This is a genomic window from Butyrivibrio sp. FCS006 (assembly GCF_000424525.1).
GTDB lineage: Bacteria > Bacillota > Clostridia > Lachnospirales > Lachnospiraceae > Butyrivibrio.
The window spans coordinates 116,888-141,914 of the sequence record NZ_AUKB01000012.1; the positions used below are offsets into that span (position 1 = coordinate 116,888).

The window sequence follows — 25,027 nt, forward strand, 5'->3', positions numbered from 1 at the left end:
CTATAATATAATGTATGTAATATTTTGAGCTTGGAAGGTAAAAAGACATGCCTCTTAATCAGGATGAGAAAAAAGAAGTATTGGCGGACACAGGGTTTATCAGTGAAAAGATAAAACAGCGCCCCATAAATAGGAAAAAACTCTTAAGAAGAACAGCCATCACGTTCTTTCTTGCCATAGTATTCGGAATAGTTGCGTGCTTTACGTTCCTGTTCCTGCAGCCGGTCTTCAGTGACAAGCTCTATCCGGAAGCTGAGCCGGAGCCCATCTCCTTCCCGGAGGAGGAGGTTCAGGATGAGCTTACTCCCGAGGAGATGTTTGCAGACGAATTTCAGATAGCGGAGGTCGAAGCCCAGTATCTTGAAGCCAATCAGAAGGATCAGATCGATGAAGCCATCGCTTCCTATGCCTTTTCTGCTTCCGACTATTCAAAAATGATGTACTCTCTTAAGGGCGTTGCCCAGAGCGTAGGCACCAGCATAGTCACAGTGACTGCTGTTTCCAACGACACCAACTGGTTCAGCGAATCCTTTGAGAGCAGCGGATCTGCTTCAGGCGTCATTATCGCCAACAACGGCTCCAGCTACTTTATCGTAGTTCCTTCATCAGCCATAAGCGAAGCCGAGAGTATAAAGGTAACCTTTGTCGATGGCTCCATGGCCAACGCAGAACTGAAACTCGCCGATGACGTAACAGGCCTTAGTGTCATCAGCGTCAGCAGATCGGATCTGACAGAGAACACCAGAAACAAGGTGACAACCTCATTCCTAGGAAGCTCCAACAACGGCACAATGACTGGTCTTCCCGTCATCGCAGTCGGCAGCCCCATTGGAATTCAGGGTTCCATCTCCTACGGTATCATCACTTCCGAGAAGACAACCTTAAACCTTGAAGATTCCTACTACAAGCTCCTGACCACAGACATCTACGGCAGCACCTTGGGAAGCGGAGTACTCGCCAACTTAAACGGCCAGGTTATTGGTATTATCGACATGTCCTACAACACCGAGGATCTGGAGAACCATATCTGTGCCATCGGTATCACAGAGTTAAAGACATTGTTTGAAGATCTCTCAAACGGACGAAACAGAGCATACATGGGTATCCACGGAACCACTATTCCCGCGGACATCTTAGAGCAGCAGAACATCCCTGCCGGCGCTTACATAACAAAGACTGAGCTTGGCTCTCCAGCTATGCAGGCCGGAATCCAGAGTGGAGATATAATAACCGCCATAGACGGCGTCGAAGTCAGTTCCTATGAGCAGTTCATTTCCAAACTTGCGCAGTGCTCACCGGATGATATAATAACTGTTGCAGTAAAAAGACAGGCTCCAAATGATTACATAGAGCTTGACATAGAGGTGACTTTATCAAGTGCCACCCACAATTAATTTATTGTTAGAAATGAGGTTTTTATGAAATTTATCAAGGATCTTAAACCAGGGGACAGAGTTGCTGACATCTATATGTGTAAGCACAAACAGTCAGCCACAACCAAGAATGGAAAGGAGTACTATTCCGTAACCCTGCAGGATAAGACCGGCACAGTAGATGCCAAGATCTGGGAGCCGGGAGGAGCCGGCATCGATGAGTTTGATGATCAGGACTGCATAGATGTCTTTGGCGAAGTTACCAGCTTTAACGGTGCTATCCAGATCAACATCAAGAGAGCCAGAAAGTGCTCCGAGGGAGAATACGACCTTGCCAATTTCCTTCCTGTTTCAAGCAAGGACAACGACGCAATGTATAAAGAGCTTTTGGGGATCATCGCAACTATAGAGAATCCTTATTTAAAAAAGCTTTTGGAAGAATTCTTTGTAAAGGACACAGCCTTTATCGAGAAGTTCCGCAAGTCCAGCGCAGCCAAAACCGTGCACCACGGCTTTATCGGCGGCCTTTTGGAGCACACCCTAAGCGTTACCAAGCTCTGCAACTATATGGCAGGCGCTTATCCTATGCTCAAGAGAGACCTTCTTCTTACAGCAGCCATCTGCCATGATATAGGTAAGACAAAAGAGCTGTCTCTTTTCCCTGTCAACGATTACACCGATGAAGGTCAGTTCCTCGGCCACATCGTCATGGGAGCTATGATGGTTGGAGAAAAAGCCGCCCTCATCGAAGGCTTCCCTGAGCTCTTAAAGCAGGAGCTTCAGCACTGCATAGTTGCTCATCACGGAGAGTTTGAGTATGGCTCACCCAAAAAGCCAGCAATCATGGAAGCCGTAGCCCTAAACCTTGCTGACAACACAGATGCCAAGATGGAGACCTTCACTGAAATCCTGCAGAATATAACCACTCCGGGATGGCAGGGATTCAACAAATTCTTTGAAACAAACATCTTCGAGACAAAGATTGACTGATTACCATTTATAGATTAACAAAAACAACTTTAGTTTTTTGTGTAAAACGACAAAAATTTAAAATATTTAAGAAAAATCTAAAATACCCATTGACGCCCGATAATCCTGTTTAGTAAAATTGCTATAACAGATGCTAGTTAACGCAATTTTTTTAGGAGGATTTGCTATGAAGAAGAAAGTTTTGAGTATTCTATTAGCCGGCTGTATGTCAATGGGTATTCTTGCAGGCTGCTCAACAACAACTGTTGAGGAAGCAGGCGAAGCTACTCCGGCAGAACCGGCAGCAGACACAGCTGCAGCTGAGACCACCTCAGAGTCTTCAACCGAGACCCTTGCAGGTGAAGGTGATCAGACAATCCACGTATTCCTTTACATGCAGGAGCATGAGAAGGAAATCTACCAGCAGCTCATCGATGAGTTCGTTGAAGAGCACAAGGATCAGGTCAAGGAAGTTGTATTCGAAGTTACAACACAGGATGAGTACAACCAGAAGATGATCGCCAACATGACAGCAGGCGATATGCCTGACGTATTCTACGTAGGACCTGCAGCAGTTCGTTCTTATGTAGACAACGGTTACATCCTTCCACTCGACAACTATGTGGACGATGCAACAATCAGCAGTATTTGGGGAACAACTCAGGAAATCTACCGCTATGACGGCAGCGAGATCGGCAAGGGTTCACTCTACGCATTCCCTAAGGATCTTTCATGTTTCGCATTTGCTTACAACCAGGACCTCTTCGATGAGGCAGGTCTTGAATATCCCGATCCTAACAAGCCATACACATACGCAGAGTTCGAGGAAGTATGCAAGGCTCTTACAAAGGACAAGGACGGCGACGGAGAAGTTGATCAGTGGGGCGTTGCCTGTGCAGATCAATGGGGCATGACACCTATTCTTTATTCAAACGGCGTTAAGTTCCTCAACGACGATATGACCAAGGTTAACGTTGCAAATAACCCTCAGCTCACAGAGGCTCTTACATTCTACACAGACCTTACAAAGAACGGCCTTACACCTTCAGTTGAGCAGGATACAGCTCTTGGCGGATACCAGAGATGGCTCGATGGACAGGTTGCTTTCTACGCTTGCGGTACATGGGACGTTGCAGCATTTATGGATGATGCTACATTCCCTTACAAGTGGAACCTTTGCGGATGGCCTGTAGGACCTTCAGGTGACGGAAGATCACACACATGGATGGGATCAGTTGGATACTGCGTATCAGCTACAACAGAGTACCCTGACCTCTGCGCAGAGCTTGTTTCAAAGCTTTCAACAGATGCTGACGGACAGAGAGCAGTTTCAGGTATCTCAACAGGTGCTTCTATCCAGCTTCCTAACATCACAGAGCTTGCATACGGCGAGTTCAAGGATGCTGTAAACAGTGGCAAAGTTCCTTACGCTTCAAACGTAGACGTTATCTTTGGTTACTTCGACGGAAACGACAACTACGCAGCAGCTCTTCAGGAGACAGATTACACATACAACTCAGAGTGGTTCACACCTTTCTGGTCAGGTGTATTCAACATCAAGAACGGCGATATCTCTGTTGAGGATTACTTAAAGCAGGTTGAGCCTGAGATGCAGGAGCTTCTTGACGAGGCTATAGAGCTTCAGAATTCAGCTACAAAGAACGGCTGATAACCCAGTTTAGAACCAAACAGAGCCCCTCTGTATTTTATGCCGAGGGGCTCGTTTTATAAGATTTAGAGGAAAGAGAAAATGGCAAAAACAAAAGTCAAAGTACACAGATCCGCCATGGCAAAAAGAGAAGAGCGCTGGGCATGGCTGTTTATCGCACCTCCCTTTATCGGCTTCATGCTCTTTATGGCGTACCCGATCGTATTCGCCCTGATCGCCAGTACCAGTAAATGGACAGGAATGAATTCTCTCTGGGGAAATATAGTCGGCCTTGGCAACTACATTAAGATCTTCGGCGATTACAAATTCTGGAGATCCATGGGAACAACCATAATCTACATGATTGGTATTCCCATCGGAATGATCCTGGGAATCCTCATCGCCATGGGCCTTAACAGAAAGATTCCGGGCAAAAGAGTTCTTACCACCATGTACTATGTTCCCGTGGTATCTTCACTGGTTGCTGTATCTATTTTGTGGGCATGGGTATTTAACTACGATTACGGTCTTTTAAATGGTATCTACAAAGCTCTCACCGGAATGCACGGTCCCAACTGGCTGGGCGATGAGCACATGGTAAAGATATCCCTCATCATCTTCATGGTATGGAAGGGCCTCGGCGGAACGGTAATCCTATATCTTGCAGGACTTCAGAACATTCCGAGAGACTACTATGAAGCAGCCATGATCGATGGAGCAAACAGCTGGAAGAAGTTCACCAATATCACTCTCCCGCTGTTCTCACCGGTAACCTTCTACGTACTTATCACTTCCCTCATTGGAGGCTTCCAGGTATTCGTAGAAGTTCAGGTCATGACACCAAACGGCGGACCAAACTACAGCTCAGCAACTGTTGTATTCTATCTCTATGAGAAAGCCTTTACCAACGGACAGCTTGGATACGGAAGTGCAGTTGCGGTAATTCTTGCGACCATCATATTCATTATCACGGCCATCAACTTCTGGGGCCAGGATAAATGGGTTAAGACTATAGATTAAGGAGGTGTGACAGATGGCTACAGCAATTTTATCAAAACCAAAGAGCAGCCAAAAAGATTACATGAATGATCGCGTCACATCCCCCAAGGAAAAGACGTTCAACATCATTATCTTTGTACTGCTGTTCTTATTTGCTTTAACAATGGTGTTCCCCCTTGTTTACATGGTGGCAACATCCTTTATGACCAAAAACCAGATCCTCTCAGGAACCCTGACGATCATTCCTGACCCGATCCTTATCGGTAAATACAGCGAGGTTATGAAAAAGGGACAGTTCATAAGCGGTATCATCAACACCATCAAGGTTGAGATCCCCGTGCTCATTATCGGAGGCTTTACTTCATCCCTTGCAGCCTTTGCCTTTGCCAAGATGGAATTCAGGGGTAAAAACGCACTGTTTTTGGCACTTCTTGCAACCATCATGATTCCATTTGCGGTTGTAATGATCCCTCAGTACGTACTCTTTACCAAGCTCCACTGGACCAATTCCCTGGCACCACTTATCATTCCGGGGTGCTTTGGAAACGTCAGCATGATCTTCTTCCTCAGGCAGAACCTCTACAGCATCCCTTCAGACCTTATGGATGCAGCCAAGATTGACGGATGCAACTACTTCGGCATCTACTGGAAGATCTTCCTTCCACTTATGAAAGGCGCTCTTGGTACACAGCTCATGCTCTGGTTCATGGGAATATGGAATGACTACCTTGCTCCAACGATCTTCCTTAGAAGTGAAAAGACCTGGACCCTGCAGGTAGTTATCAGATCCTTTAACCACTACTATGCGATCCAAAGTGATTACGCTCTGATCATGGCAGCATCAGTAATAGCAATGCTTCCAACACTGATACTGTTCTTCCTGTTCCAGAGAGTCATCATCGAGTCAATCGCAATCAGCGGAATCAAGTAAAAGACATAATAAAAGAGGTTAGCGTTTAAGCTAACCTCTTATTCTTTACCTTTATTATGGCAACTCTATAGGGCTGTATGCCATCTTTATGTTTATATCCTGGTTGTAGTTACCAAAGCCTCTTCCGAAGATTGTAAGGCCACCTACATGCTCTGCATTCTCAGGAACTTCGAGCTTAAACTTAAGAGGACTCTTACTTGATATCTTGAACTGATCAATGGTCACATCAGAGATCTGAAGGCCGTCTATAAACGTACCCTTGTGGTTTATAACCAGCATCTTGAGAAGTCCGTACTGATTCCAGTTGGGGAACCACCAGTCGGGAGTAAAGATTCCTTTTACATCTCCGAAGTCTCCGGGGCTCGTCCAGGTTCCAAGAAGAGTTCCGTTTAAGTAAAAATAGATATCCGAAGGCCATACATTATTAACTCCGGGAGCTTCAGAACTCAGCTCCATGGAAATGCAGATCTCGTCAATCCTCTGATTGGCAGGAACAAAGTTAGGGATGGCATATTCGACATATCCCTTGGTGAACCAGAGAATATCAGCTTCATATCTGTCGGGATGAGCAAAGTATCTGGTATCATCCACTTCTCCGATGAGCCTGTTACTGGTTGCAAGACCACAGGTTGGATAAACGTTGTAGTCTGAAAATAGACCAACCTTGATATCCGTTGTGTAGATATTCTCACTCTCAGGCTTATCCTGAAGCTCTATAAGAATCTTGTCCAGATGTACTGAGCATACCTTCTGATTGCCATGGCCTGAAGCCTCAGATGAAACAGTAACAACACCGCATTCTTCCAGCTTCTTGATATGACTTGTAAGCGCGCCGTTGGTGATATTAAGACGGCTTGCAAGCTCGTTCATGTTCATGGCATTTTCATTCAGAAGTATCTTGATTATCTCAACTCGAATATCAGAACCCAGTGCTTTAAAGAGCTCGAGCCCCTCATCAAGCGACTTGATATGTAACATAATACGTACCCACCCTTTTCATATTAGATTAAAATATTATACCTTTATTTTAGTCTAATCTCAACTACACTTGCTGCAGGTATGTTAAGCTTAAGTCCGCCTTCTGTCTTGTAATCCTCAACGTTCTTTTCAACAACCTTCTCAGGATCCTCAAAGGTGTTGTAATCATGCGCATCTGCGCCGCCTACATATTTTGCTTCAACAACTTCAAAGCTCTTCTTCTCAGCAAATACAACATCAAGCTCTTTTGCCTCAGAAGGAGACTGATTGCTGACTGTGATTGTGATGATTCCGTCCTTCTCAGATACAGACTCTGTGAGGTCAGGTACCTTAAAGCCATCCTCAACACCGATCTCTGTAGCTCCTGTGATGCTGCTGCCAAGAAGCTCAGCACCCTGGTGATGACGATACATGTGGAATACATGATAAGTAGGAGTCTTGATCATCTTCTCGCCATCTGTGAGGATAACGGACTGAAGAACGTTGACCATCTGAGCGATGCATGCCATCTTAACTCTGTCGCAGTGCTTGTTGAAGATGTTGAGAGTAATGCCGGCTACAAGGGCATCTCTTACAGTGTTCTGCTGATAGAGGAATCCGGGATTTGTTCCAGGCTCAACCTCAAACCATGTTCCCCACTCATCTACTGCAAGTCCGATATGCTTGTCGGGATCGTACTGGTCGAGTACGTTACAATGTCTTGATACAAGCTCATCCATGAGATAAGCCTTGCTAAGAGTTCTGTAGTAGCACTCATCATCAAACTCTGTTGCGCTTACCTTAGGATCCCAGCCGTAAGGCATGTCATAGTAGTGGAGAGAGATCAGGTCCATAAAGCCGTGCTCGTGTGCAGGTGAATGATCAAAGCAGGTCTTTAAAACCTCCTCTGTCCAGTGATAGTCATCATTGTTTGCACCACAGGCGATCTTCTTGAACTTCTTGTCAGGATTGTACTGACGAAGATAGGTCTGATATCTGCGATAGAGATCTCCATAGTACTGAGGTCTCATGTTTCCGCCGCAGCCCCAGTTCTCATTTCCTACTGCAAAGTAGTCAAGCTTATAAGGCTCGGGATGTCCGTTCTCCTTACGAAGGTCAGCCATGGGAGATACTCCGTCCAAGGTCATGTACTCAACCCACTGGCTCATCTCCTGAACTGTTCCGCTTCCGAGGTTTCCGTTTACATAGGTCTTGCATCCAAGCTGTCTGCAGAGCTCCATGAACTCATCTGTTCCGAAGCTGTTGTCCTCCATAACTCCGCCCCAGTGAGTGTTGATCATTTTCTTTCTCTTTGACTTCTCTCCGATACCGTCCATCCAGTGGTACTCATCTGCAAAGCATCCGCCCGGCCAGCGAAGCACAGGAACCTTCATTTCCTTCAGTGCTTCAACCACGTCTGTTCTCATACCGTTGACATTGGGAATATCCGAATTCTCACCTACATAGAGGCCTTCATAGATACATCTTCCCAGGTGCTCGGAGAAATGTCCGTATACTTCGGGCGCTATCTCTCCCATTTTCTTTGTTTCATTGATCACTAGTTTTGCCATATCTTACTCCCCATATTGAATGATTATTGTCACCTGCTGCGCTGATGCAGAAGGTGTTGTTTCCTGCTTCATCTGTCATTTCCACCATAACTCCTTTATAGGTTACATCCCCGGATTTTATGGTGATAAAGTTAGTACCCTCTTTTACCTCATAGGTTCCTGTTATTCCGCCCGTGATATTTCCATCTGCAAACTTGCACTCTACAGGCTCATTTACCAGGTTGTTCACTTCAAGGCCATGGTCGACCACGTAGAAAGTACCCTGAATGTCTTTTGTCTTATAGCCCTCTTCCGATAGGGATTCACCGTTTGTGGCAAACGGGAAAACACAGGGCCAGCCATCCTCATTCATGGCCATCTGATGGACTCTTACTGAATGGAACTCCCCGTTGTTCTTAAATCTCTGATGATAGACGATGTATAATTTACCGTCTGCTCCCTCAAAGGTGGACTGTCCTCCGGGCGCCATATATGTGACGTTAAGGCTTGGAAGCGTGTAATTACCCATGAGCTTAACGCCGTAATCAGCGTAGGAATCAAGATCTCCCTTGATACCAAGGCTGTTTCCCGTAGCATCCACATAAGGTCCGTCAGGGTTCTCCGACCTCAGGACTCTTATCTGATATCCGCCGTCTGTCTGGAGATTACCATAGGACAGGAACAGATAGTAGTAGCCTGTAGCCTTGTCGTAATGGATGTATGGGCCTTCTATTGAATGATGGAATCCGCCGATAAGTCTTTTACCAAAGTATGCATCTACTTCATTCTCGTCATCTGTGACGGGATGGATCGGCTCGCCGGTTTCCTGATCGAGCTCTAAGATAAAGATACCGCCTGACCAGGAGCCGTATACCATCCAGAGCCTGTCATCTGCGTCATAAAACATTGCAGGATCGATGGCGTTTGGCCAGAGCTGATTGTTATAAGCACCGCCCGATACATAGCGGTTTCTTGTGGCTACATCCTCTCCCATTATCTCACAAAAGTTAGTCAGATTCAGGTCAGATTTTGCGAATCCTGAGTAAATTATTGTTTTTTCGTAGTGGTAAGGACCTCCGATATTATCAGAAGTTGCCAGTACGATATTTGACTTTATATAAGAAGAAGTGGTGCAGAAGTACATCCAGTACTTGCCGGTCTTCTTGTTGTAGATAACGCTTGGAGCCCAGACTGAATAACTATTCTGCTCGTTCTTACCCACAAAAGAAAAGGCATCAAAAGGCTCGGTCAGCAGGTTGTCATAGATCTTGTTGCTGCCGTTCACCCCATCAGCCCAGGTATCCCACTTTATCAGATCCGAAGAAGTAGCTGCTGTCATGTGGGTTCCGTAGCAGTAATATGTGCCGTCATCTGCCACAATGACCTGGGGATCGTGAAGAGATGCCCCCGAGTTAACGGATCCCTTTGCTATTTCCTCCATACTCGCCTCCTGAGGAAGAACTGAGCTCTTTGCCCCCGAAGGCGCCGAGCATCCGCTTCCAAGAGCAGCAAGGACGAAGCTCATCCCTGCTGCGATAAATCTCATGCATTTCCTTTTCATCATTTATCTCCCCGGTTAAAAGAGAAAACCGGCCTTCCCTCTTCGTCCCAGACAACCGGCATAAGTCTTGCGTGCCTGTTGGGGTTGTAGAGAGGATCTCCCGTTATGGTCTCTTCATTTCTTGCATGGTATACACAGATGTCCTGTCCGTGCTCGTCCACTGTAAAGCTGTTGTGCCCAGGTCCGTAGATGCCAAGTTTCTCATCAGACTCAAGAACCGGATATCTCTCCTTTGTCCAGCTCTTAGGATCAAGAAGGTCGCTGTCTTCATCAGCAGTCAGCATTCCCATACAGTAGGGCTTGCCCGTCTCACTGGCAGAATAGGTTAAAAAGATCTTTCCGCCGTGCTTAATGACTGAAGGGCCTTCGTTTACCCAGTAGCCCACTCTCTCCCAGTCATAATCAGGGGTTGTCAGCATCACCTGGACCGTTGCAAGCTTCCATGGGCTCTCCATCCTGGCTATATAGAGGTTGCTGATCTGTCTTCCGACTCCTACCTTCTCTGCCCAGACATAGTACCTTTCGCCCTTGTTCTCGAACACTGTACCATCAAGAGAGAAGGCTTTAAAAGAGAACTCGTCTGCGTCAGCTCTCTGGATCTTGCCAAGCTCTGTCCAGGTTCCGGTGATCGGGTCAGCATCCTTACACTGAAGAACATAAGGCCTGATCTCCCAGATGTTATCCTTATCTCCTCCTGCATAGTAGATGTACCATGCGCCGTCAAGGTAGTGCAGCTCAGGAGCCCAGATATGTATGCTCATAGGACCTGACTCATGCTTGTGCCAGATCTCTGTCTCTTCTGCATCTGCGAGACCTGCGAGAGTATCGGATTTCCTCAGGGCAATCCTGTCATATTCCGGAACAGAAGCTGTGAAATAATAAGTCCCGTCTGTGTGTCTGTAAACATAGGGGTCAGCCCTCTGAAGTATCCATGGTTCGTTATATTTTAGCTGTTTTTCCGCTGTCATTTGTCCAATTTCTCCTAATACACCTTGTTATTATCAATTCTAAAATGCGAGAAATATGAAGTCAACGATTATTTTAGATTTTAATGAATTATTTTAGATATTCTAAGGATTTTCACAAAAAAAATCCTGCTTTTTGTGCATATTTGCTCAAACAAGCAGGAGTTTTAGTTTTACCTAAAGATATTTAATTTGTTTCACATCAGAGTTTACTGATAAATCTCTCCAGTCTCTCCATGGCAGCCTTGAGATTTTCAAGTGAATATGCGTAGGAAACTCTTATGTAACCCTCTCCGCAGTCACCAAAGGCTGTACCCGGAACAACAGCGAGCTTCTCTTCCTTAAGAAGTCTTGTACAGAACTCATCACTGGTCATTCCAAACTTCTTGATGCAAGGGAACACATAAAATGCGCCGTAGGGCTCAAAGCACGGAAGCCCGATCCTCTCAAACTCACTAAGAAGGAATCTCCTCCTGTGGTTGTACTGCTCCTTCATCATAAGAACGTCGTCATCGCCGTTCCTTAAGGCCTCAACAGCAGCATACTGGCTGGTTGTAGGCGCGCACATGATGGCGAACTGGTGGATCTTGACCATCTGCTCCATAATGGCCTGTGGTCCGCAGGCATATCCAAGTCTCCAGCCTGTCATGGCATAGGCCTTGGAGAAGCCGTTAATAAGGATGGTTCTCTCCTTCATTCCCGGGAGAGATACGATGGATACGTGCTTGCCACTGTAGGTGAGCTCTCCGTAGATCTCGTCGGATATGACATAGAGGTCTTTTTCTATAACGACCTTGGCAATAGCTTCGAGGTCTTCCTTCTCCATGATGGCTCCGGTTGGGTTGTTGGGGAACGGAAGAACCAGGATCTTGGTCTTGTCCGTAACCTTATCAAGCACTTCCTGAGCTGTTAATCTGAACTGATTCTCTTCCTTGAGCTCAATGATAACAGGAACAGCATCTGCCAGAATTGCACAGGGCTCGTAGGATACGTAGCTGGGCTGCGGGATCAAAACTTCGTCTCCCTCATCAACCATTGCGCGTAGAGCAAGGTCGATAGCCTCAGATCCTCCTACCGTAACGAATATTTCTTTTATCGGGTCGTAGCTTACGCCCTGAGTCCTCTGAATGTAATTGGAGATCTCGGTCCTGAGCTCTTTAAGTCCTGAATTGGATGTATAGAAGGTACGTCCCTTCTCCAGGGAGTAGATACCCTCATCTCTTATATGCCAGGGAGTATCAAAGTCCGGCTCACCAACACCCAGAGAAATAGCGCCTTCAGTCTCAAGGACAATATCAAAGAACTTTCTGATACCCGATGGCTTTATATCTACTACTTTCTTTCCGATTGGGTTTCTCATGGCGATACTATCTCCCTTGTGTCTTCATATTTCTTTGCAAGAATTGTTCCATGGTCCTTGTATTTCTTTAAAATAAAGTGGGTTGCTGTGCTAAGAACGGTATCAAGTGTAGAGAGCTTGTTGCTTACAAAGCTTGCTACCTCCTGAAGGGTCTTGCCCTCAAGGATGACCATGAGATCAAAGCCTCCGCTCATAAGGTATACGCTGGTAACCTCCGGGTACTTGTAGATTCTCTCGGCAATGCTGTCAAAGCCAAGGCCCCTCTGAGGTGTAACCTTAACCTCAATAAGCGCATTAACCTTCTCAATATCGGTCTTGGACCAGTCTATCATTGTGTGATATCCGCAGATGATACCCTCTTCCTCAAGGTTCTTAAGTTCATTGGCTACAAGAAGCTCGTCCGCTCCCAAAAGGACGCTGAGTTCATGTACATCTATACGGCTGTTTTTCTCAATAATACCTAGAATTTCTTCTCTTGTACTCATCTTTATCATTCTCCCCTTCTGATTTATTTACTATAATACCACTAATTCCGTCATAAGACCTTATGTATCTCATCTGCCTGAGGAGATTCGAGAAATCTCTTTTCATCTCCGTTTACTATTATCTTATCGTTTCCTTCCTTAAGAGCTCCTATCACCGCCGCAGGAATTCCTTCATCCTCCAGCTTTTTCACAAGGCCTTTTCCATCGCCTGTTGCTATTAAAAGAGCTCCACCCGATGTGAGCTGATACGGGTTTAATTCAAAGAACTCGCAGATCTCAATACTTTCCTGTCTTACGGGAATCTTCCTGAGGTCTACCTCTAGTCCGCAGCCTGCCTTTTCAGACATCTCCCAGAGAGAAGCATAAATTCCCCCCGATGAAACATCATGTATGGCTCTGACTCCGGACTTCACGGCGACTGCAGCCTCCGCTCGAATATCTAAAAGCGCTCTGAAGCGCTCTGCTTCTTCTATAAAAGGTACCGGGTATCTGGATGAAAGTTCGTCCTTTTTCTCCAAGGCCAGCATTGATGTGCCCTCAAGGGCAATCCATTTGGTGACAACAAGGTCATCCCCGGCCAAAGGCTTTGCATCGATGAGAGGACTCTCTGACCTTCCCGCCACAGCAACAGCAGTTACAAGTGCTTTGTTTACTGCCTCTGTCACCTCAGTGTGTCCGCCGGTATAGGGAACATCGAACATCTTAGCCGCAGCTATCGCGCCTCTCACAATGTCTTTTACCATCTGCTCCTCTGCATCTGCAGGAAGCATTACGGATAACGACACATGGTCAGGAGTTATGCCCTGGGAGAAAAGACCTATAAGCGCCTTGGCAACTGCGTAAAATCCGGGATCTCTTGTGTCTGCCGTAACGCTCGATACTGTGCTGAAGGCCTCTTTATTTGCAGAAAAAGCGCAGTCTGACCCTACAGCTGCGCTTTTAACATCTTTATATTCTGTTCTAAGTAGCTTTAAAACCGAGCGCTTCAAAGCGTTCTCAGTTATCTTACCAATTCTCATACACTCTCCGGCGCCGGTTAGTTTGTCTGGATGGCCTCTGCATCGCCCTCAGGCTGCTGTGCAGCTTCTTCCTGGGCTCTGAGCTGCTCATTGGCTGCGTTTACGGCATCGGCTGCTGCCTGGTTAGCTGCCTCTGCGCCTTCTGTTCCTGCTGCATTTCTTGCTGCTGCAAGAGCACCGGCAACTGCCTTGACTGTGCCAACATCCCTTGTTGCTATTGCTGTCTGAAGCTGTGACATAGCTGCTTCATCCGCTCCGGCTGTTCCCACGGTAATGATCTTGGGAACCATCTTGTAATTGCTGGAATTAACGACTTCCTTGGTGGTCTCGCCGTTCTCTGTAACGATCTTCCAGAGCTGAGCCTTGTAGCCAAGGTGAGCTGACTGTGTGCCAACATATCCGACACCCTGGGAAGGGTCGGTCACGAACTCATCCGCAGAAGCAGGAGTTGTCTCAAGAACCTCACTCTCATAGGAAACCTTTCTTCCTGAAGGTCTTGTCTCAACGCCGTATATGGTAAATGTAATGTGCTTGTCTGATGTAGTGTATCCTTCTATATAGATAGGATGGTCTGTGCTGTTAACAAACTTGAAGTTCTTGCCTCCGGACTCAGCAATGGCTGCATCAGCAGAGGGTGAAACATAAGTTACGATCATGGAATGGTTGTGTCTCTCTGTTACTTCCAGCTCTGAAAGAAGAACCGCGTTGTAAAGAGTTGTTGAAACCTGGCAGATACCACCTCCGATACTCTCAACAACAAGGCCGTTTAAATATGAACCTGCAGGGAAGTATCCGTTTGCCTCTGTGAAAGGAGTTATGGTATCAAGAACAGAGAACTCCTCTCCGGGATAGATAGTTGATCCGTTAATCAGTCTGCATCCATTGGCAACGTTGGCACTTCTTGATGCTCCTGATGTCTTGTAGCTGGTAGTGAAGGTTCCCAGAACATCTCTTACCAAAGAGAGCTCTTCTTCGCTGCCCTGAGGCTCATCGGCCTTAACAGAGAGCTGGATGACATTGTTGTCACCACCGAGCTTGTTCTGAATAAAGTCTTCTATTATAGATACTGACTCAGGACGATCCACAAGATATCCTGTCTGTCCGTCGGATACCTGGAATCCGTTTTCTGTCTTGGTCAGTGTGTAATTGATCTTTTCCTGATCAAAGGCATCTCCGCATTCATTAACAATGCCTTCTATAATGTCTTTTTCATAGCCGTATTCAATATCAAAGATCTTGTTCTGATGCTGAAGATCCTTAAGCGCTTTGTATCTCTGGATGATATTGCCCTGATGTCCCAGTGAATATGCATCCTCAACCACTGAAGTGTTGCTCCAGTAAAGGCCGATATCCTGGCCGGTGAGCTGTCTCTCTTTTCCCTCGCCGACATGGAGAGTCAGAGTCTGCCCCGATACCTGATCAACATATGCAGTTACTGCACTTTCTGCCTCGTTTACGCTCATTCCGGACACGTCAACCGGTCCTATGAACACACCCTTTGCGATTTGTCTGCCATCAGAAGCATAGGCAACTGTCTGAGGCATCAAGACCATCAGTAGAACCGCAATTCCAATGGCCCCAAAAAATTTTTTCATAATACTTCCTCTGTGATATTATGTAAATGTAATCACCACGTTTTTACTGAAAGGATATTATAGATGAAATTCCCCTTTTTAGCAAGCTTCATACTCCTGTGTATCGTCATGAATCTTCTCATGCGCAGAACCTCAAGAAAGACGGAAGAGCAGGAGGCAAGCTTCTGGGAAAAAGAGCTGCAGTCTAATAATGTAAGAAAAAAAAGTCTAGAGAATCTGGAATACATCCACATTCCCTTCGACCTTCTTCCCTTCGGCACTGCCGGCGATGACAAAACTCTTCAGGACGCGGAAAATGAACTTACCGCCCTCAAGGATGAAAAGATTGTCAATCTCACCGGAATCAGCAACACCGATCTTAAACTTGAATATGGTACAGCCAACATAACTCCCCTTACTCAGTACGACCAGAACTACACAGCCCTGGTATGCTCACTGCAGAAGTGGGGTCAGGCTCTTTATGACCTCGGCAGATTTGAAGATGCTGCAAAGGTCCTTGAATTTGCTGTAAAAACCCGCTCGGATATCACAGCGACCTACAGGCTTCTCATAGATCTCTACAAGACAAAGCTTGGTCTTAACGAAGAAGAGATCCAAAGAAAGCTCGATGGTCTTGTTCCCATTGCCAAAAATCTCAACTCTCTAAGCCGTCAGACAATCCTTAAACTCCTTCAGCCGGCAGAGAGCGAATAAATCTGTTAAAGGCTTCCTGGCCTTCAGGAGTGCGCTTATATACGCCGGCGTCCTCCAGAACATGCATGAAGACCTCTCCGATCTCGTTCTGAATTATCTCATCTATATTGGATTCATCAATCTTCTCGTACTTTGTCTTAAAAGCATCCACCCAGTCAGCGTGCTTTTCAAGGACTTCGTTTGCACGAAGGTCTGCACCGGAGAGCATAGCCTCTTTAAGCTCTGCCATCTCACCTTTAAGTCTTGCAGGAAGAACAGCAAGTCCCATAACCTCGATAAGTCCAATGTTCTCCTTCTTGATGTGATGGAGCTCAGCGTGTGGATGATATACGCCAAGAGGATGTTCCTCTGTTGTTATATTGTTCCTCAGAACCAGGTCAAGCTCGAAGTTTTCTCCGCGCTTTCTGGCTATAGGAGTAATAGTATTATGAGGAGTTCCGTCAGTCTCGGCAAATACAAATGCCGCTTCATCAGTGTATCCTCTCCACTTTTCAAGGATCACATCCGCAAGAGCGATTATCCTCTCATAGTCGGGAGAAGAGAGCCTTATTACCGACATAGGCCACTTAACCACTCCGCTCTGTACATCCTCAAATCCTTTTACGGTAAAAGACCTTTCCACAGGAGCCTTAGCCATTGCAAAGGTGTAGTGTCCGCCCTGGAAATGGTCGTGGCTTAAGATAGAACCTCCAACTATCGGGAGATCTGCGTTTGATCCAACAAAGTAATGAGGGAACTGCTTAACAAAATCAAAGAGCTTGCAGAAGGTACCGTGCTCAATCTTCATAGGAATATGCTTCGAATTAAACACGATGCAGTGCTCATTGTAATAAACATAAGGCGAATACTGGAATCCCCACTTGGAATCCTGTATGGTTACAGGGATTATCCTGTGGTTCTCTCTTGCAGGGTGATCTACCCTTCCTGAGTATCCCTCATTCTCCCAGCACAGCTGACACTTGGGATATCCGCTCTGCTTGGCATTTCTTGCAGCAGCAATGGCCTTTGGATCCTTCTCGGGCTTGGAGAGGTTGATGGTTATATCAAGATCACCGTACTCAGTGGGTGCAATCCACTTCATATCCTTGGCAATCCTGTAGCGTCTTATATAATCGGTATTCTTGGAGAAGTTGTAGTAGTAGTTTGTTGCTTCTTCAGGACTCTTTTCATAAAGGCTGTTAAACTTAGCAATAACAGCGCTTGGTCTCTCTGTTAAAAGACCCATAAGCTTTGTGTCAAACAGATCTCTAAAGACAACACTGTCGTTTTCTATAAGACCTTTCTCTGCAGCAAAGTCATCAAGCTCCTTTAAAGTAGCCTCAAGGTAAGCTGCAAGGTCTTTTTCATCAAGAGAGATCTCTCTTGAAAGGGCCTCGATATCAGAAATCTCATATTCAGCAGCATCAAGTCCCAGGGCAATAAGCAGGGAATTTACCGAATAGATGATATCTTCTTTTTCTATAAGTTTTGTTGCAAGTGCATACGCAACAAGTTTATTAACTGCTTCCATTTCCAATTCTCTCCTTAAATAACCTCAGGGCCTCCGCCGATCTCTACTGTATAGAAGGTCGCATCATAGCCGATTTTCTTCTTGTAGTTCTCGCCTACAGTCTTCTTAAAGTTCTCAATAGCCTCGTCCTTGACGATAGAAACAGTGCAGCCACCAAAACCGCCACCTGTCATACGTGAGCCGATAACGCCCGGAATCTTCCATGCTTCCTCAGCGAGTGTATCAAGCTCAACGCCTGTAACATCATAGTCATCTCTGAGAGACTCGTGTGACTGTCTCATAAGCTCTCCGAAGTGGTTTATATCGCCTGCCTTAAGAGCCTTAACAGCCTCGATTGTGCGCTGGTTCTCGTATACAGCGTGCTTTGCCTTCTTCTGCATGTCAGGGTCAGTAAGAAGATGCTTGTTAGCCTCAAACTCCTCGATGGAGAGATCACCCAGAGTCTTGATATCAAGGCTCTTCTGAAGAATTGCAAGAGCCGCCTCGCAGGTGCTTCTTCTTGCGTTGTACTGAGAATCTGTGAGTTTGTGCTTCTTGTTGGTGTTGGCGATTATGATCTTGGCACCCTCAAGTGCAATCGGTGCATATTCAAAAGACAGATCGGCAGTATCGAGGAAAATGGCGTTATTCTCTTTTCCCATAGCTGCAGCAAACTGATCCATGATTCCGCAGTTACAGCCGTTGAAGTTGTTCTCTGAGTACTGTCCGATAAGTGCTATATCCTGGTTGGAAACATCAAAGCCGTAGAGATCTCTTAAGATAAATCCTGTGAGAACCTCTAAGGAAGCTGATGATGAAAGGCCTGAACCATTGGGGATATTTCCGTAGATAACCATGTCGAAGCCGGTATCAAGGTTCATTCCTCTCTTGGCAAAAGCCCATACAACTCCCTTGGGATAGTTGGTCCAGCCTGCCTCATCAGAAGGCTTAAGATCGTCAAGGCTTGTCTCAACAACACCGCGCTTATCCTGGTTTACGGAATAGAATCTGATCTTGTTGTCATCTCTCTTTACAGCTGCGCCATAAGTACCGATGGTAAGTGCGCAGGGGAAAACATGTCCTCCGTTGTAATCTGTGTGCTCGCCGATAAGATTGACTCTGCCCGGTGCAAAATAAGCCTTTACCTTGTCATTCTTACCGAAAACCTTCTCAAAGTTTTCAAGGACTGCTTTCTTCATCTCCTGATCGATCATAGTAACCTCCTGTTTATAATTAACTAAATAGCGTTTTCTTGTGAGTTAATAATACCCTTTAGCGCTATCTTTTTCCATACCACATTGTTTGCACAACCTGTCAAAATGTTAAAAAAAGCCCCGCGACCTAAAAGTCGCAGGGCTCTTGTTATATATTCCGTATTAGTTCTTGGCTGCCTCGATAAGCTTGTCCTTGAGCTGATTCTCGATCTGAGCAAGCTCAGCCTCAGCTTCACGACGCTTTGCCTTACCTTCGGTCTGGATCTTAAGAACCTCATCAAGTGTTGAGATAAGGGACTCATTGGTGTGCTTAAGAGTCTCGATATCAACAATTCCTCTCTCAGCCTCTTTAGCGCTCTCGATTGTAGCAACCTTAAGAGCATCAGCATTCTTTCTAAGAAGGTTGTTGGTCATATCGTTAACTTCTCTCTCTGCTCTTGCTGCCTGAGTAGCGTGCTCGATACCCATAGCGATAACCATCTGGTTCTTCCAAAGAGGAATGGTATTTACGATCGTTGACTGGATCTTCTCAGCCATCATGGTGTCTGAAGACTGTACCATACGGATCTGAGGACCTGTCTGCATTGCGATTGTTCTTGTAAGCTCAAGATCATAGAGCTTCTTCTCGAATCTGTCGCACTTATTTGCGAAGTCCTTAGCAGCCTCTGCATCCTCAGGAAGTCCTGACTGCTCAGCCTTTTTCTGGAGTTCTACAAGAGTTGTGTTTCTCTCTTCCTCAAGTCTCTTCTTACCTGCAAGGATGTACATTGTAAGCTCCTTGTAGTAGTTGAGGTTGAGGTCATACATCTTATCAAGAACATCTACGTCCTTAAGAAGTGTAACCTGGTGCTTCTCAAGCTCATTAGCTATGGTCTGAACGTTAACTTCAGCCTTGGCATATTTAGCCTTCATGCCTTCAAACTTGTTGGCACTCTTCTTGAAAAGAGCTCTAAGACCCTTCTCATCTTCTTCAATTTCAAAGCCCTTGAGCTCTGTAACAAGATCTGTGATCATGTTACCAACTTCGCCCATGTCCTTGGTTCTTACATTCTCAATTGCCTTCTCGGAGAAGTCTGCAAGCTTCTTCTGTGTTCCTACACCGTAGTTCATAACGCCTGTGGTGTTGGAAATATCAATCTGTTTACTGAACTCATCAACCTGCTTGAGCTCTTCAGCTGTGAGCTGTGCCTCAAGTGCGATGTTTCCGTTTGTCTTCTCTGCCTCGGGTGCTGCCTGTGCTGCTGCAGCTGCAGGCGCTTCTGCCGCCTGAGCCTCTGCTCCAAAACTAAGTGATGGTGCAGCAGGTGCTGCTCCGAATTCTAACTCTGCTCCCATATCGTCCTCCTAAAAACTATATTCATTATAAATTAGTTACTGTTTATTCCGGTCTTGTCTGCGCCTGTGCGCCGCCCTGGGCCTGAACCTGCGCCTGTGCCTGTGATGCTCCGGCACTCATTCCCATGACCTGTGCTCCGATTCCCTGGCTCTCGTTTGTAAGTCCGTCCTGAGCCATCATGGTCTTCATAACTGAAATGTCAGATGAAATATCCCATGCCATATCCTGGAAAAGGCTGTCCAGCAGGTTTTCAAAGGCCATGTTGATGGTATCGATAGCTGCATCAATCTCAAGCTTGGTCTGAGTGATGTTGTTTCCAACCTCAGGCTCTTTATCCAGCTCCACGTAAGCGTTGAGGAGCTTCTTGGTGGTGGGCAGGTAGTAGCTCATAAGCTTATGAAGCTCATCCGCGCTGGATGGATCTTTTTTGACCTGAGCAAAGATCCTGTTCATTATCTCTTCAAGCCTGTAAAGCTTGGTTGAAAGCTCTTCTGTATCCGGGATCTTGTCGTTTATGTTTCTGACGAAGGTAATGTATTCCTTACCTTCCTCAAGGATTGCGATTGCCTCCTCAGGGAGCTTCGCATATTCGGCGTTCCTTGCCTTTAGCTGTTCCATCTCAGCCTTCTTCTGCTCGGCTGTTCTCTGCTCTCTGGCAATTCTGTCCTGCTCGGCTCCAAGGTACTGCTCGTAAGCTCTGTCGGTTACCATGCAGACCTTCTCAGTGGAATCAAGCCTTGCTCTTGGAAGAAATCCAAGCTTGATCATACCCTTGATATCCTTAAGCACATCCTTGTCTCTCTTCAGTGCTACCTTGGCGAGATCAGCTATGTTAAAGTACTCTGCCTCTCCCAGAATATTGCCGTACTGATAATACTTCTTGGCAAGGTCGTACTTCTTCATTCCTCTGAAGAACCCGAATGCACAACCTGCAGTAATAATGCCTGTTGCAATCGATCCCCCGATTGATCCTGTAATCAGCGCTCCCAGAAAACTCATGAAGATGAAGGAGCCGATAGCACCTGTGAATGCCATCTGCGGAACTCCCAGGTATCTGCTGATATGTTTCTGGAAGAACGGAATGATCCTGGGCTTAGCCTTAGCTGCTCTCTGAGCAGTGGAGCCCATCTGACTTGAGTAGTTTACTCGTCTCTCGATGTTGACGGACTTGATAGCCCTTGCCACATCTGCATGGAGCGTGCTGTAATCATTTCTGTCAATGGCGCTGGAAACACTGTCCAATATTTGATTTCCTGCTTGTAAAAATTCCTGTATATCTTTACCCAAAACAAAATTCCTTTCACATTTTGATGGATAATACCAAAATGCACCTTTCATTGTACAGTAAAACTGCGGAAAACACAATTGCCCCCTCTTGAAAAGCTCACAATTTGCATATTACAATTAAGCTATGGAAAAAGCATATAAACTACTATTTAACACAGAAGAATCAGATGACCTTTACGTATATTGCTGCGGACTCTCAAAGACTTTGCCCGGACACAGCTTCGGGCCTGCTCTTAAGCCGCATTTCATGATCCACTACTGCCTAAGCGGAAAGGGCAAGTTCCAGATCGGAGGTAAGACCTATCCCCTTAAGGAAGGATATGGCTTTTTGATCGTTCCGGACGAGCTTGCATACTACGTCTCAGATGAAAAAGACCCATGGACCTATGCCTGGGTCGGTTTTGGCGGAAAAAGAGCAGAGGCGATAGTCTCCCAGCTGGGTCTTTCGGTCAACCAGCCGGTCTTTAAGAGCACAGCCTCCAAGGATATCTATGACCTGGTAAAAGACATGATGGACCACAACACCTTCAGTGTAGAGGACGTACTTCGAAGAAACGGCCTTCTCTCCATGTTCCTCTCCGTCATAGCATCCGGCATCAGCGTTACGGCAAAGAGCGACTCCGGAAGCGCCAACGACTACGTTACCAAGGCACAGGCCTACATTCGCAGCAACTACTGTAACCCCATCAAGGTCTCGGATATTGCTAATTATGTCTGCATCAACAGGAGCTATCTGTACACTCTTTTTGAAAAGAGCCTTGGGATATCCCCTCAGCAGTACCTGACCAGCTACCGAATAGCCAAGGCCGTAGAACTGCTGCAGCTTACAAAGCTCCCCATAGAGTCCATCGCCATCTCCTGCGGATATTCTGATCCACTGGTCTTTTCAAAGGCCTTCCGCCAGGAAAAGAAGTTATCGCCCTCCCAGTACAGGAAATCCCTGCCAAAGAGCGATACACAGGCAGCCAGCAAGGAGCACCTGTTGCAGGTAGAAAAACTCATCGAAGAAAGGCACCTTGAATCCAACGATCCGAATTAATCAAAAAAGCCCTCCACTTCTATGGTGGAGGGCCTTCTTATTTCTGATGATCTTATTTAACTTCAATCTGAAGCTTGTCCAGATGCCAAACTTCGTCAACGTATTCCTGGATGGTTCTGTCTGATGAGAACTTACCGCAGCAAGCTGTGTTCATCAGTGCCATCTTAGCCCAGCGCTTCTTGTCTGCATAGGCGTCAGTTATCTTTCTCTGAGCCTCGAGGTATGCCTCGAAGTCTTTAAGAATGAAGTACTGGTCCGCCTTGTTGGAGTTGATGGTGTTGAGCAGGCAGTTATAGAGCGGTCTGAAGAGCTCTCTGTCCTCTGAGAATGTACCGTCAACAAGCTTGTCCAGAACAGATTTAACGTTAGGATTGCTGTTGTAGATATCCATCGGATTGTATCCGCCGTTTCTCTCATAGTCCATAACTTCCTGAGAAGTAAGACCGAAGATAACCGCGTTCTCTTCACCGACTTCGTTAACGATCTCAACATTAGCTCCGTCCATGGTTCCAAGAGTTACTGCTCCGTTGAGCATCATCTTCATGTTACCGGTTCCGGAAGCTTCCTTACTTGCTGTAGAGATCTGCTCTGATACATCAGCTGCAGCAAAGATAAGCTCTGCGTTAGATACCTTGTAATCCTCGATGAATACAACCTTGAGCCTACCCTTGATATCGGGATCGTTGTTTACAACATCAGCTACTGAGTTGATAAGCTTGATTGTAAGCTTGGCTGTAAGGTATCCGGCTGCTGCCTTTGCTCCGAAGATATAGGTCTTAGGATAGAAATCCTTGCCCGGATGAGCCTTGATATCGTTATACTTGTGGATTACCTGAAGTATGTTAAGGAGCTGTCTCTTGTACTCGTGAAGTCTCTTTACCTGCACATCAAAGATTGACTTAGGATCAACTACTACACCGTTGTGCTCCTTGATGTAAGCTGCAAGGCGCTTCTTGTTCTGGTACTTGATGTCCATGAACTCCTCGAGAGCCTTCTTGTCATCAACAAAGGCCTTTAACTTATCCATCTCTGACAGGTCTGTGATCCAGCCATCACCGATCTTCTCTGTAACCCAGTCAGCAAGGAGAGGATTAGCATGTAAGAGGAATCTTCTCTGAGTGATACCGTTGGTCTTGTTGTTGAACTTCTCGGGCATCATCTCGTAGAAGTCCTTGAGCTCTCTCTTTTCAAGGATCTCAGTGTGAAGCTTGGCAACGCCGTTTACCGAATGACCGCCGACAATGGCAAGGTGAGCCATCTTAACCTGGTTGTCATAGAGGATAGCCATGCTTCTGATCTTGGCCTGAACGTCAATGCCCGCACTATTTGTGTACTGACGCATGATCTGGTCAACAAATCTTCTGTTGATCTCATCTACTATCTGATAGATTCTGGGAAGAAGTCTCTGGAAAAGATCTACCGGCCACTTCTCAAGAGCTTCTGCCATGATGGTGTGGTTTGTGTAGCAGCAGGTCTTTATGGTTACTTCCCATGCCTCATCCCATGAGAGGTAGTATTCATCCATAAGAAGTCTCATAAGCTCTGCAACAGCCACTGTCGGGTGAGTGTCGTTGAGCTGGAATACTGCCTTCTCGTAGAACTTTCTGATGTCGTCATGAGACTTTAAATATCTCTTAATTGCAGTCTGAACAGACGCAGAGATAAAGAAATACTGCTGCTTAAGTCTTAGCTCTTTTCCTGCAATATGATTATCGTTGGGGTAGAGGACTTCGCAGAGCTGACTTGCAAGATTCTCCTGCTCTACAGCCTTCTGATAGTCGCCCTTATCAAAGGAATCAAGCTGGAAACACTGAACAGGCTCTGCATCCCAGATTCTAAGTGTATTTACAACACCGTTTCCATATCCCACGATAGGAAGATCGTAAGGAACAGCCTTAACAACCTGATATCCCTCCTGAGTAAAGACAGTTCTGCCTCTCTCGTCGGTATGCATATTCACATATCCGCCAAACTTAACTTCCTTGGCATACTCGCTTCTTCTGAGCTCGAAGGGATTTCCGTTCTCAAGCCAGTTATCGGGAGCCTCTATCTGATAGCCATCCCTTATCTTCTGGCGGAACATACCGTATTTATAGCGGATTCCACAGCCGTAAGCCATGTATCCCAAGGTGGAGAGGGAATCCAAAAAGCACGCTGCCAGTCTTCCAAGGCCGCCGTTTCCAAGGGCAGGATCGGGTTCCTGGTCCTCCACAAGGTTTACATCTATTCCAAGTTCGTCAAGCGCTTCTTTGACAGGCTTGTAAGCCTGAAGGTTAATAAGATTGTTACCAAATGCCCTTCCCATCAAAAACTCCATGGACATATAATAAACAATCTTCGGATCCTGCTCGGCTGCTGCCTTCTGAGTAGTCATCCAGTGGTCTACTATGGCATCCTTAATGGCATACGCAGAAGCCTGATAGAGCTCCTGAGGTGTAGCCTCATCCATAGTCTTTCTGTAAAGGGTCTTTACGTTGTATAGGACACTTCTCTTGAAAAGATCCTTGTCAAAAGAAAGCTTTTTCTTCTTCATGTTACCTCCTAAAAGAACAGTTAC

At 46.1% G+C, this 25,027-nt stretch carries 20 protein-coding genes; 7 read left to right on the forward strand and 13 right to left on the reverse strand.

Annotated elements, in window-relative coordinates:
- Nucleotides 1-47 precede the first annotated feature (47 nt).
- The 5 genes from G633_RS17230 to G633_RS0103640 all read left to right on the forward strand — a co-directional run bounded on the left by G633_RS17230 (nucleotide 48) and on the right by G633_RS0103640 (nucleotide 5,920).
- Nucleotides 48-1,394 carry a S1C family serine protease gene (locus G633_RS17230; RefSeq protein WP_051199893.1) on the forward strand — a complete coding sequence of 449 codons (1,347 nt, stop codon included), beginning with the start codon at nucleotides 48-50 and terminating at the stop codon, nucleotides 1,392-1,394.
- A 24-nt stretch (nucleotides 1,395-1,418) separates the two neighbouring features.
- Nucleotides 1,419-2,363, forward strand: a complete 945-nt coding sequence (locus G633_RS0103625; RefSeq protein ID WP_026519101.1) for a 3'-5' exoribonuclease YhaM family protein — start codon at nucleotides 1,419-1,421, stop codon at nucleotides 2,361-2,363.
- Between the two features lie 166 nt (nucleotides 2,364-2,529).
- Nucleotides 2,530-4,011, forward strand: a complete 1,482-nt coding sequence (locus tag G633_RS0103630) for an ABC transporter substrate-binding protein (RefSeq protein WP_026519102.1) — start codon at nucleotides 2,530-2,532, stop codon at nucleotides 4,009-4,011.
- 117 nt (nucleotides 4,012-4,128) lie between these two features.
- Entirely contained in the window at nucleotides 4,129-5,010 is an 882-nt protein-coding gene (locus tag G633_RS0103635) for a carbohydrate ABC transporter permease (RefSeq protein ID WP_242838824.1), read from the forward strand.
- A 13-nt stretch (nucleotides 5,011-5,023) separates the two neighbouring features.
- Complete coding sequence (locus tag G633_RS0103640) at nucleotides 5,024-5,920, forward strand: carbohydrate ABC transporter permease (RefSeq protein ID WP_242838825.1); 897 nt, start codon at nucleotides 5,024-5,026, stop codon at nucleotides 5,918-5,920.
- 54 nt (nucleotides 5,921-5,974) lie between these two features.
- Here the strand turns inward: G633_RS0103640 and G633_RS0103645 are convergent, their stop codons facing one another.
- From G633_RS0103645 to G633_RS0103680, 8 genes are all read right to left on the reverse strand, one after another.
- A complete protein-coding gene (locus tag G633_RS0103645) occupies nucleotides 5,975-6,898 on the reverse strand; it encodes an ArsR/SmtB family transcription factor (protein ID WP_022767860.1) in 924 nt (307 codons plus the stop codon).
- 44 nt (nucleotides 6,899-6,942) lie between these two features.
- On the reverse strand, nucleotides 6,943-8,448 hold the full coding sequence (locus tag G633_RS0103650; protein ID WP_026519105.1) for an alpha-N-arabinofuranosidase: 1,506 nt from the start codon (nucleotides 8,446-8,448) through the stop codon (nucleotides 6,943-6,945).
- A complete protein-coding gene (locus G633_RS0103655) occupies nucleotides 8,426-9,991 on the reverse strand; it encodes a glycoside hydrolase family 43 protein (RefSeq protein WP_081664674.1) in 1,566 nt (521 codons plus the stop codon). The genes G633_RS0103650 and G633_RS0103655 overlap by 23 nt, the downstream gene beginning before the upstream one ends.
- Complete coding sequence (locus tag G633_RS0103660; RefSeq protein WP_026519107.1) at nucleotides 9,988-10,956, reverse strand: glycoside hydrolase family 43 protein; 969 nt, start codon at nucleotides 10,954-10,956, stop codon at nucleotides 9,988-9,990. The genes G633_RS0103655 and G633_RS0103660 overlap by 4 nt, the downstream gene beginning before the upstream one ends.
- Nucleotides 10,957-11,155: 199 nt before the next feature.
- Nucleotides 11,156-12,313, reverse strand: coding sequence for an aminotransferase class I/II-fold pyridoxal phosphate-dependent enzyme (locus G633_RS0103665; protein WP_026519108.1), 1,158 nt, complete (start codon nucleotides 12,311-12,313; stop codon nucleotides 11,156-11,158).
- Complete coding sequence (locus G633_RS0103670; protein WP_026512388.1) at nucleotides 12,310-12,798, reverse strand: Lrp/AsnC family transcriptional regulator; 489 nt, start codon at nucleotides 12,796-12,798, stop codon at nucleotides 12,310-12,312. Before G633_RS0103670 ends, G633_RS0103665 begins: the two co-directional genes overlap by 4 nt.
- 50 nt (nucleotides 12,799-12,848) lie before the next feature.
- Nucleotides 12,849-13,817: an AIR synthase-related protein gene (locus tag G633_RS0103675; RefSeq protein WP_026519109.1), complete on the reverse strand. Its 969-nt coding sequence runs from the start codon at nucleotides 13,815-13,817 to the stop codon at nucleotides 12,849-12,851.
- Nucleotides 13,818-13,834: 17 nt separating this feature from the next.
- Complete coding sequence (locus G633_RS0103680; RefSeq protein ID WP_026519110.1) at nucleotides 13,835-15,412, reverse strand: VanW family protein; 1,578 nt, start codon at nucleotides 15,410-15,412, stop codon at nucleotides 13,835-13,837.
- A 63-nt stretch (nucleotides 15,413-15,475) separates the two neighbouring features.
- Between G633_RS0103680 and G633_RS0103685 the strand changes: the two genes are divergently transcribed.
- The gene (locus tag G633_RS0103685; protein ID WP_022767868.1) at nucleotides 15,476-16,105 is read left to right on the forward strand and encodes a hypothetical protein; all 630 of its coding nucleotides are present in this window, start codon (nucleotides 15,476-15,478) and stop codon (nucleotides 16,103-16,105) included.
- Here the strand turns inward: G633_RS0103685 and galT are convergent.
- The 4 genes from galT to G633_RS19060 all read right to left on the reverse strand — a co-directional run bounded on the left by galT (nucleotide 16,074) and on the right by G633_RS19060 (nucleotide 21,386).
- Entirely contained in the window at nucleotides 16,074-17,615 is a 1,542-nt protein-coding gene (galT, locus tag G633_RS0103690) for a UDP-glucose--hexose-1-phosphate uridylyltransferase (RefSeq protein WP_035770644.1), read from the reverse strand. The genes G633_RS0103685 and galT overlap by 32 nt on opposite strands.
- 14 nt (nucleotides 17,616-17,629) lie before the next feature.
- Nucleotides 17,630-18,793, reverse strand: coding sequence for a galactokinase (locus G633_RS0103695; RefSeq protein WP_026519112.1), 1,164 nt, complete (start codon nucleotides 18,791-18,793; stop codon nucleotides 17,630-17,632).
- Between the two features lie 177 nt (nucleotides 18,794-18,970).
- Complete coding sequence (locus G633_RS0103700) at nucleotides 18,971-20,143, reverse strand: toxic anion resistance protein (RefSeq protein WP_022767871.1); 1,173 nt, start codon at nucleotides 20,141-20,143, stop codon at nucleotides 18,971-18,973.
- A gap of 43 nt (nucleotides 20,144-20,186) precedes the next feature.
- Nucleotides 20,187-21,386, reverse strand: coding sequence for a 5-bromo-4-chloroindolyl phosphate hydrolysis family protein (locus tag G633_RS19060; RefSeq protein ID WP_051199895.1), 1,200 nt, complete (start codon nucleotides 21,384-21,386; stop codon nucleotides 20,187-20,189).
- Between the two features lie 169 nt (nucleotides 21,387-21,555).
- Here G633_RS19060 and G633_RS0103710 point away from each other — a divergent pair, with 169 nt between their 5' ends.
- A complete protein-coding gene (locus tag G633_RS0103710) occupies nucleotides 21,556-22,470 on the forward strand; it encodes an AraC family transcriptional regulator (RefSeq protein ID WP_022767873.1) in 915 nt (304 codons plus the stop codon).
- Between the two features lie 52 nt (nucleotides 22,471-22,522).
- Here the strand turns inward: G633_RS0103710 and G633_RS0103715 are convergent, their stop codons facing one another.
- Nucleotides 22,523-25,003 carry a glycogen/starch/alpha-glucan phosphorylase gene (locus G633_RS0103715; protein ID WP_022767874.1) on the reverse strand — a complete coding sequence of 827 codons (2,481 nt, stop codon included), beginning with the start codon at nucleotides 25,001-25,003 and terminating at the stop codon, nucleotides 22,523-22,525.
- Nucleotides 25,004-25,027 lie beyond the last annotated feature (24 nt).

Excerpts from the sequence above, each read along its gene's own strand:
- G633_RS0103665 (WP_026519108.1), bottom strand. The coding sequence starts at position 12,313 with ATGAGAAACCCAATCGGAAAGAAAGTAGTAGATATAAAGCCATCGGGT.
- G633_RS0103670 (WP_026512388.1), bottom strand. The coding sequence starts at position 12,798 with ATGAGTACAAGAGAAGAAATTCTAGGTATTATTGAGAAAAACAGCCGT.
- G633_RS0103685 (WP_022767868.1), top strand. The coding sequence starts at position 15,476 with ATGAAATTCCCCTTTTTAGCAAGCTTCATACTCCTGTGTATCGTCATG.
- G633_RS0103695 (WP_026519112.1), bottom strand. The coding sequence starts at position 18,793 with ATGAAGAAAGCAGTCCTTGAAAACTTTGAGAAGGTTTTCGGTAAGAAT.
- G633_RS0103625 (WP_026519101.1), top strand. The coding sequence starts at position 1,419 with ATGAAATTTATCAAGGATCTTAAACCAGGGGACAGAGTTGCTGACATC.
- G633_RS0103680 (WP_026519110.1), bottom strand. The coding sequence starts at position 15,412 with ATGAAAAAATTTTTTGGGGCCATTGGAATTGCGGTTCTACTGATGGTC.
- G633_RS0103650 (WP_026519105.1), bottom strand. The coding sequence starts at position 8,448 with ATGGCAAAACTAGTGATCAATGAAACAAAGAAAATGGGAGAGATAGCG.
- G633_RS0103675 (WP_026519109.1), bottom strand. The coding sequence starts at position 13,817 with ATGAGAATTGGTAAGATAACTGAGAACGCTTTGAAGCGCTCGGTTTTA.
- G633_RS0103635 (WP_242838824.1), top strand. The coding sequence starts at position 4,129 with ATGGCAAAAAGAGAAGAGCGCTGGGCATGGCTGTTTATCGCACCTCCC.
- G633_RS17230 (WP_051199893.1), top strand. The coding sequence starts at position 48 with ATGCCTCTTAATCAGGATGAGAAAAAAGAAGTATTGGCGGACACAGGG.
- G633_RS0103640 (WP_242838825.1), top strand. The coding sequence starts at position 5,024 with ATGGCTACAGCAATTTTATCAAAACCAAAGAGCAGCCAAAAAGATTAC.
- G633_RS0103700 (WP_022767871.1), bottom strand. The coding sequence starts at position 20,143 with ATGGGAGCAGAGTTAGAATTCGGAGCAGCACCTGCTGCACCATCACTT.
- G633_RS0103655 (WP_081664674.1), bottom strand. The coding sequence starts at position 9,991 with ATGATGAAAAGGAAATGCATGAGATTTATCGCAGCAGGGATGAGCTTC.
- G633_RS0103710 (WP_022767873.1), top strand. The coding sequence starts at position 21,556 with ATGGAAAAAGCATATAAACTACTATTTAACACAGAAGAATCAGATGAC.
- G633_RS0103630 (WP_026519102.1), top strand. The coding sequence starts at position 2,530 with ATGAAGAAGAAAGTTTTGAGTATTCTATTAGCCGGCTGTATGTCAATG.
- G633_RS0103660 (WP_026519107.1), bottom strand. The coding sequence starts at position 10,956 with ATGACAGCGGAAAAACAGCTAAAATATAACGAACCATGGATACTTCAG.
- G633_RS0103715 (WP_022767874.1), bottom strand. The coding sequence starts at position 25,003 with ATGAAGAAGAAAAAGCTTTCTTTTGACAAGGATCTTTTCAAGAGAAGT.
- G633_RS0103645 (WP_022767860.1), bottom strand. The coding sequence starts at position 6,898 with ATGTTACATATCAAGTCGCTTGATGAGGGGCTCGAGCTCTTTAAAGCA.
- galT (WP_035770644.1), bottom strand. The coding sequence starts at position 17,615 with ATGGAAGCAGTTAATAAACTTGTTGCGTATGCACTTGCAACAAAACTT.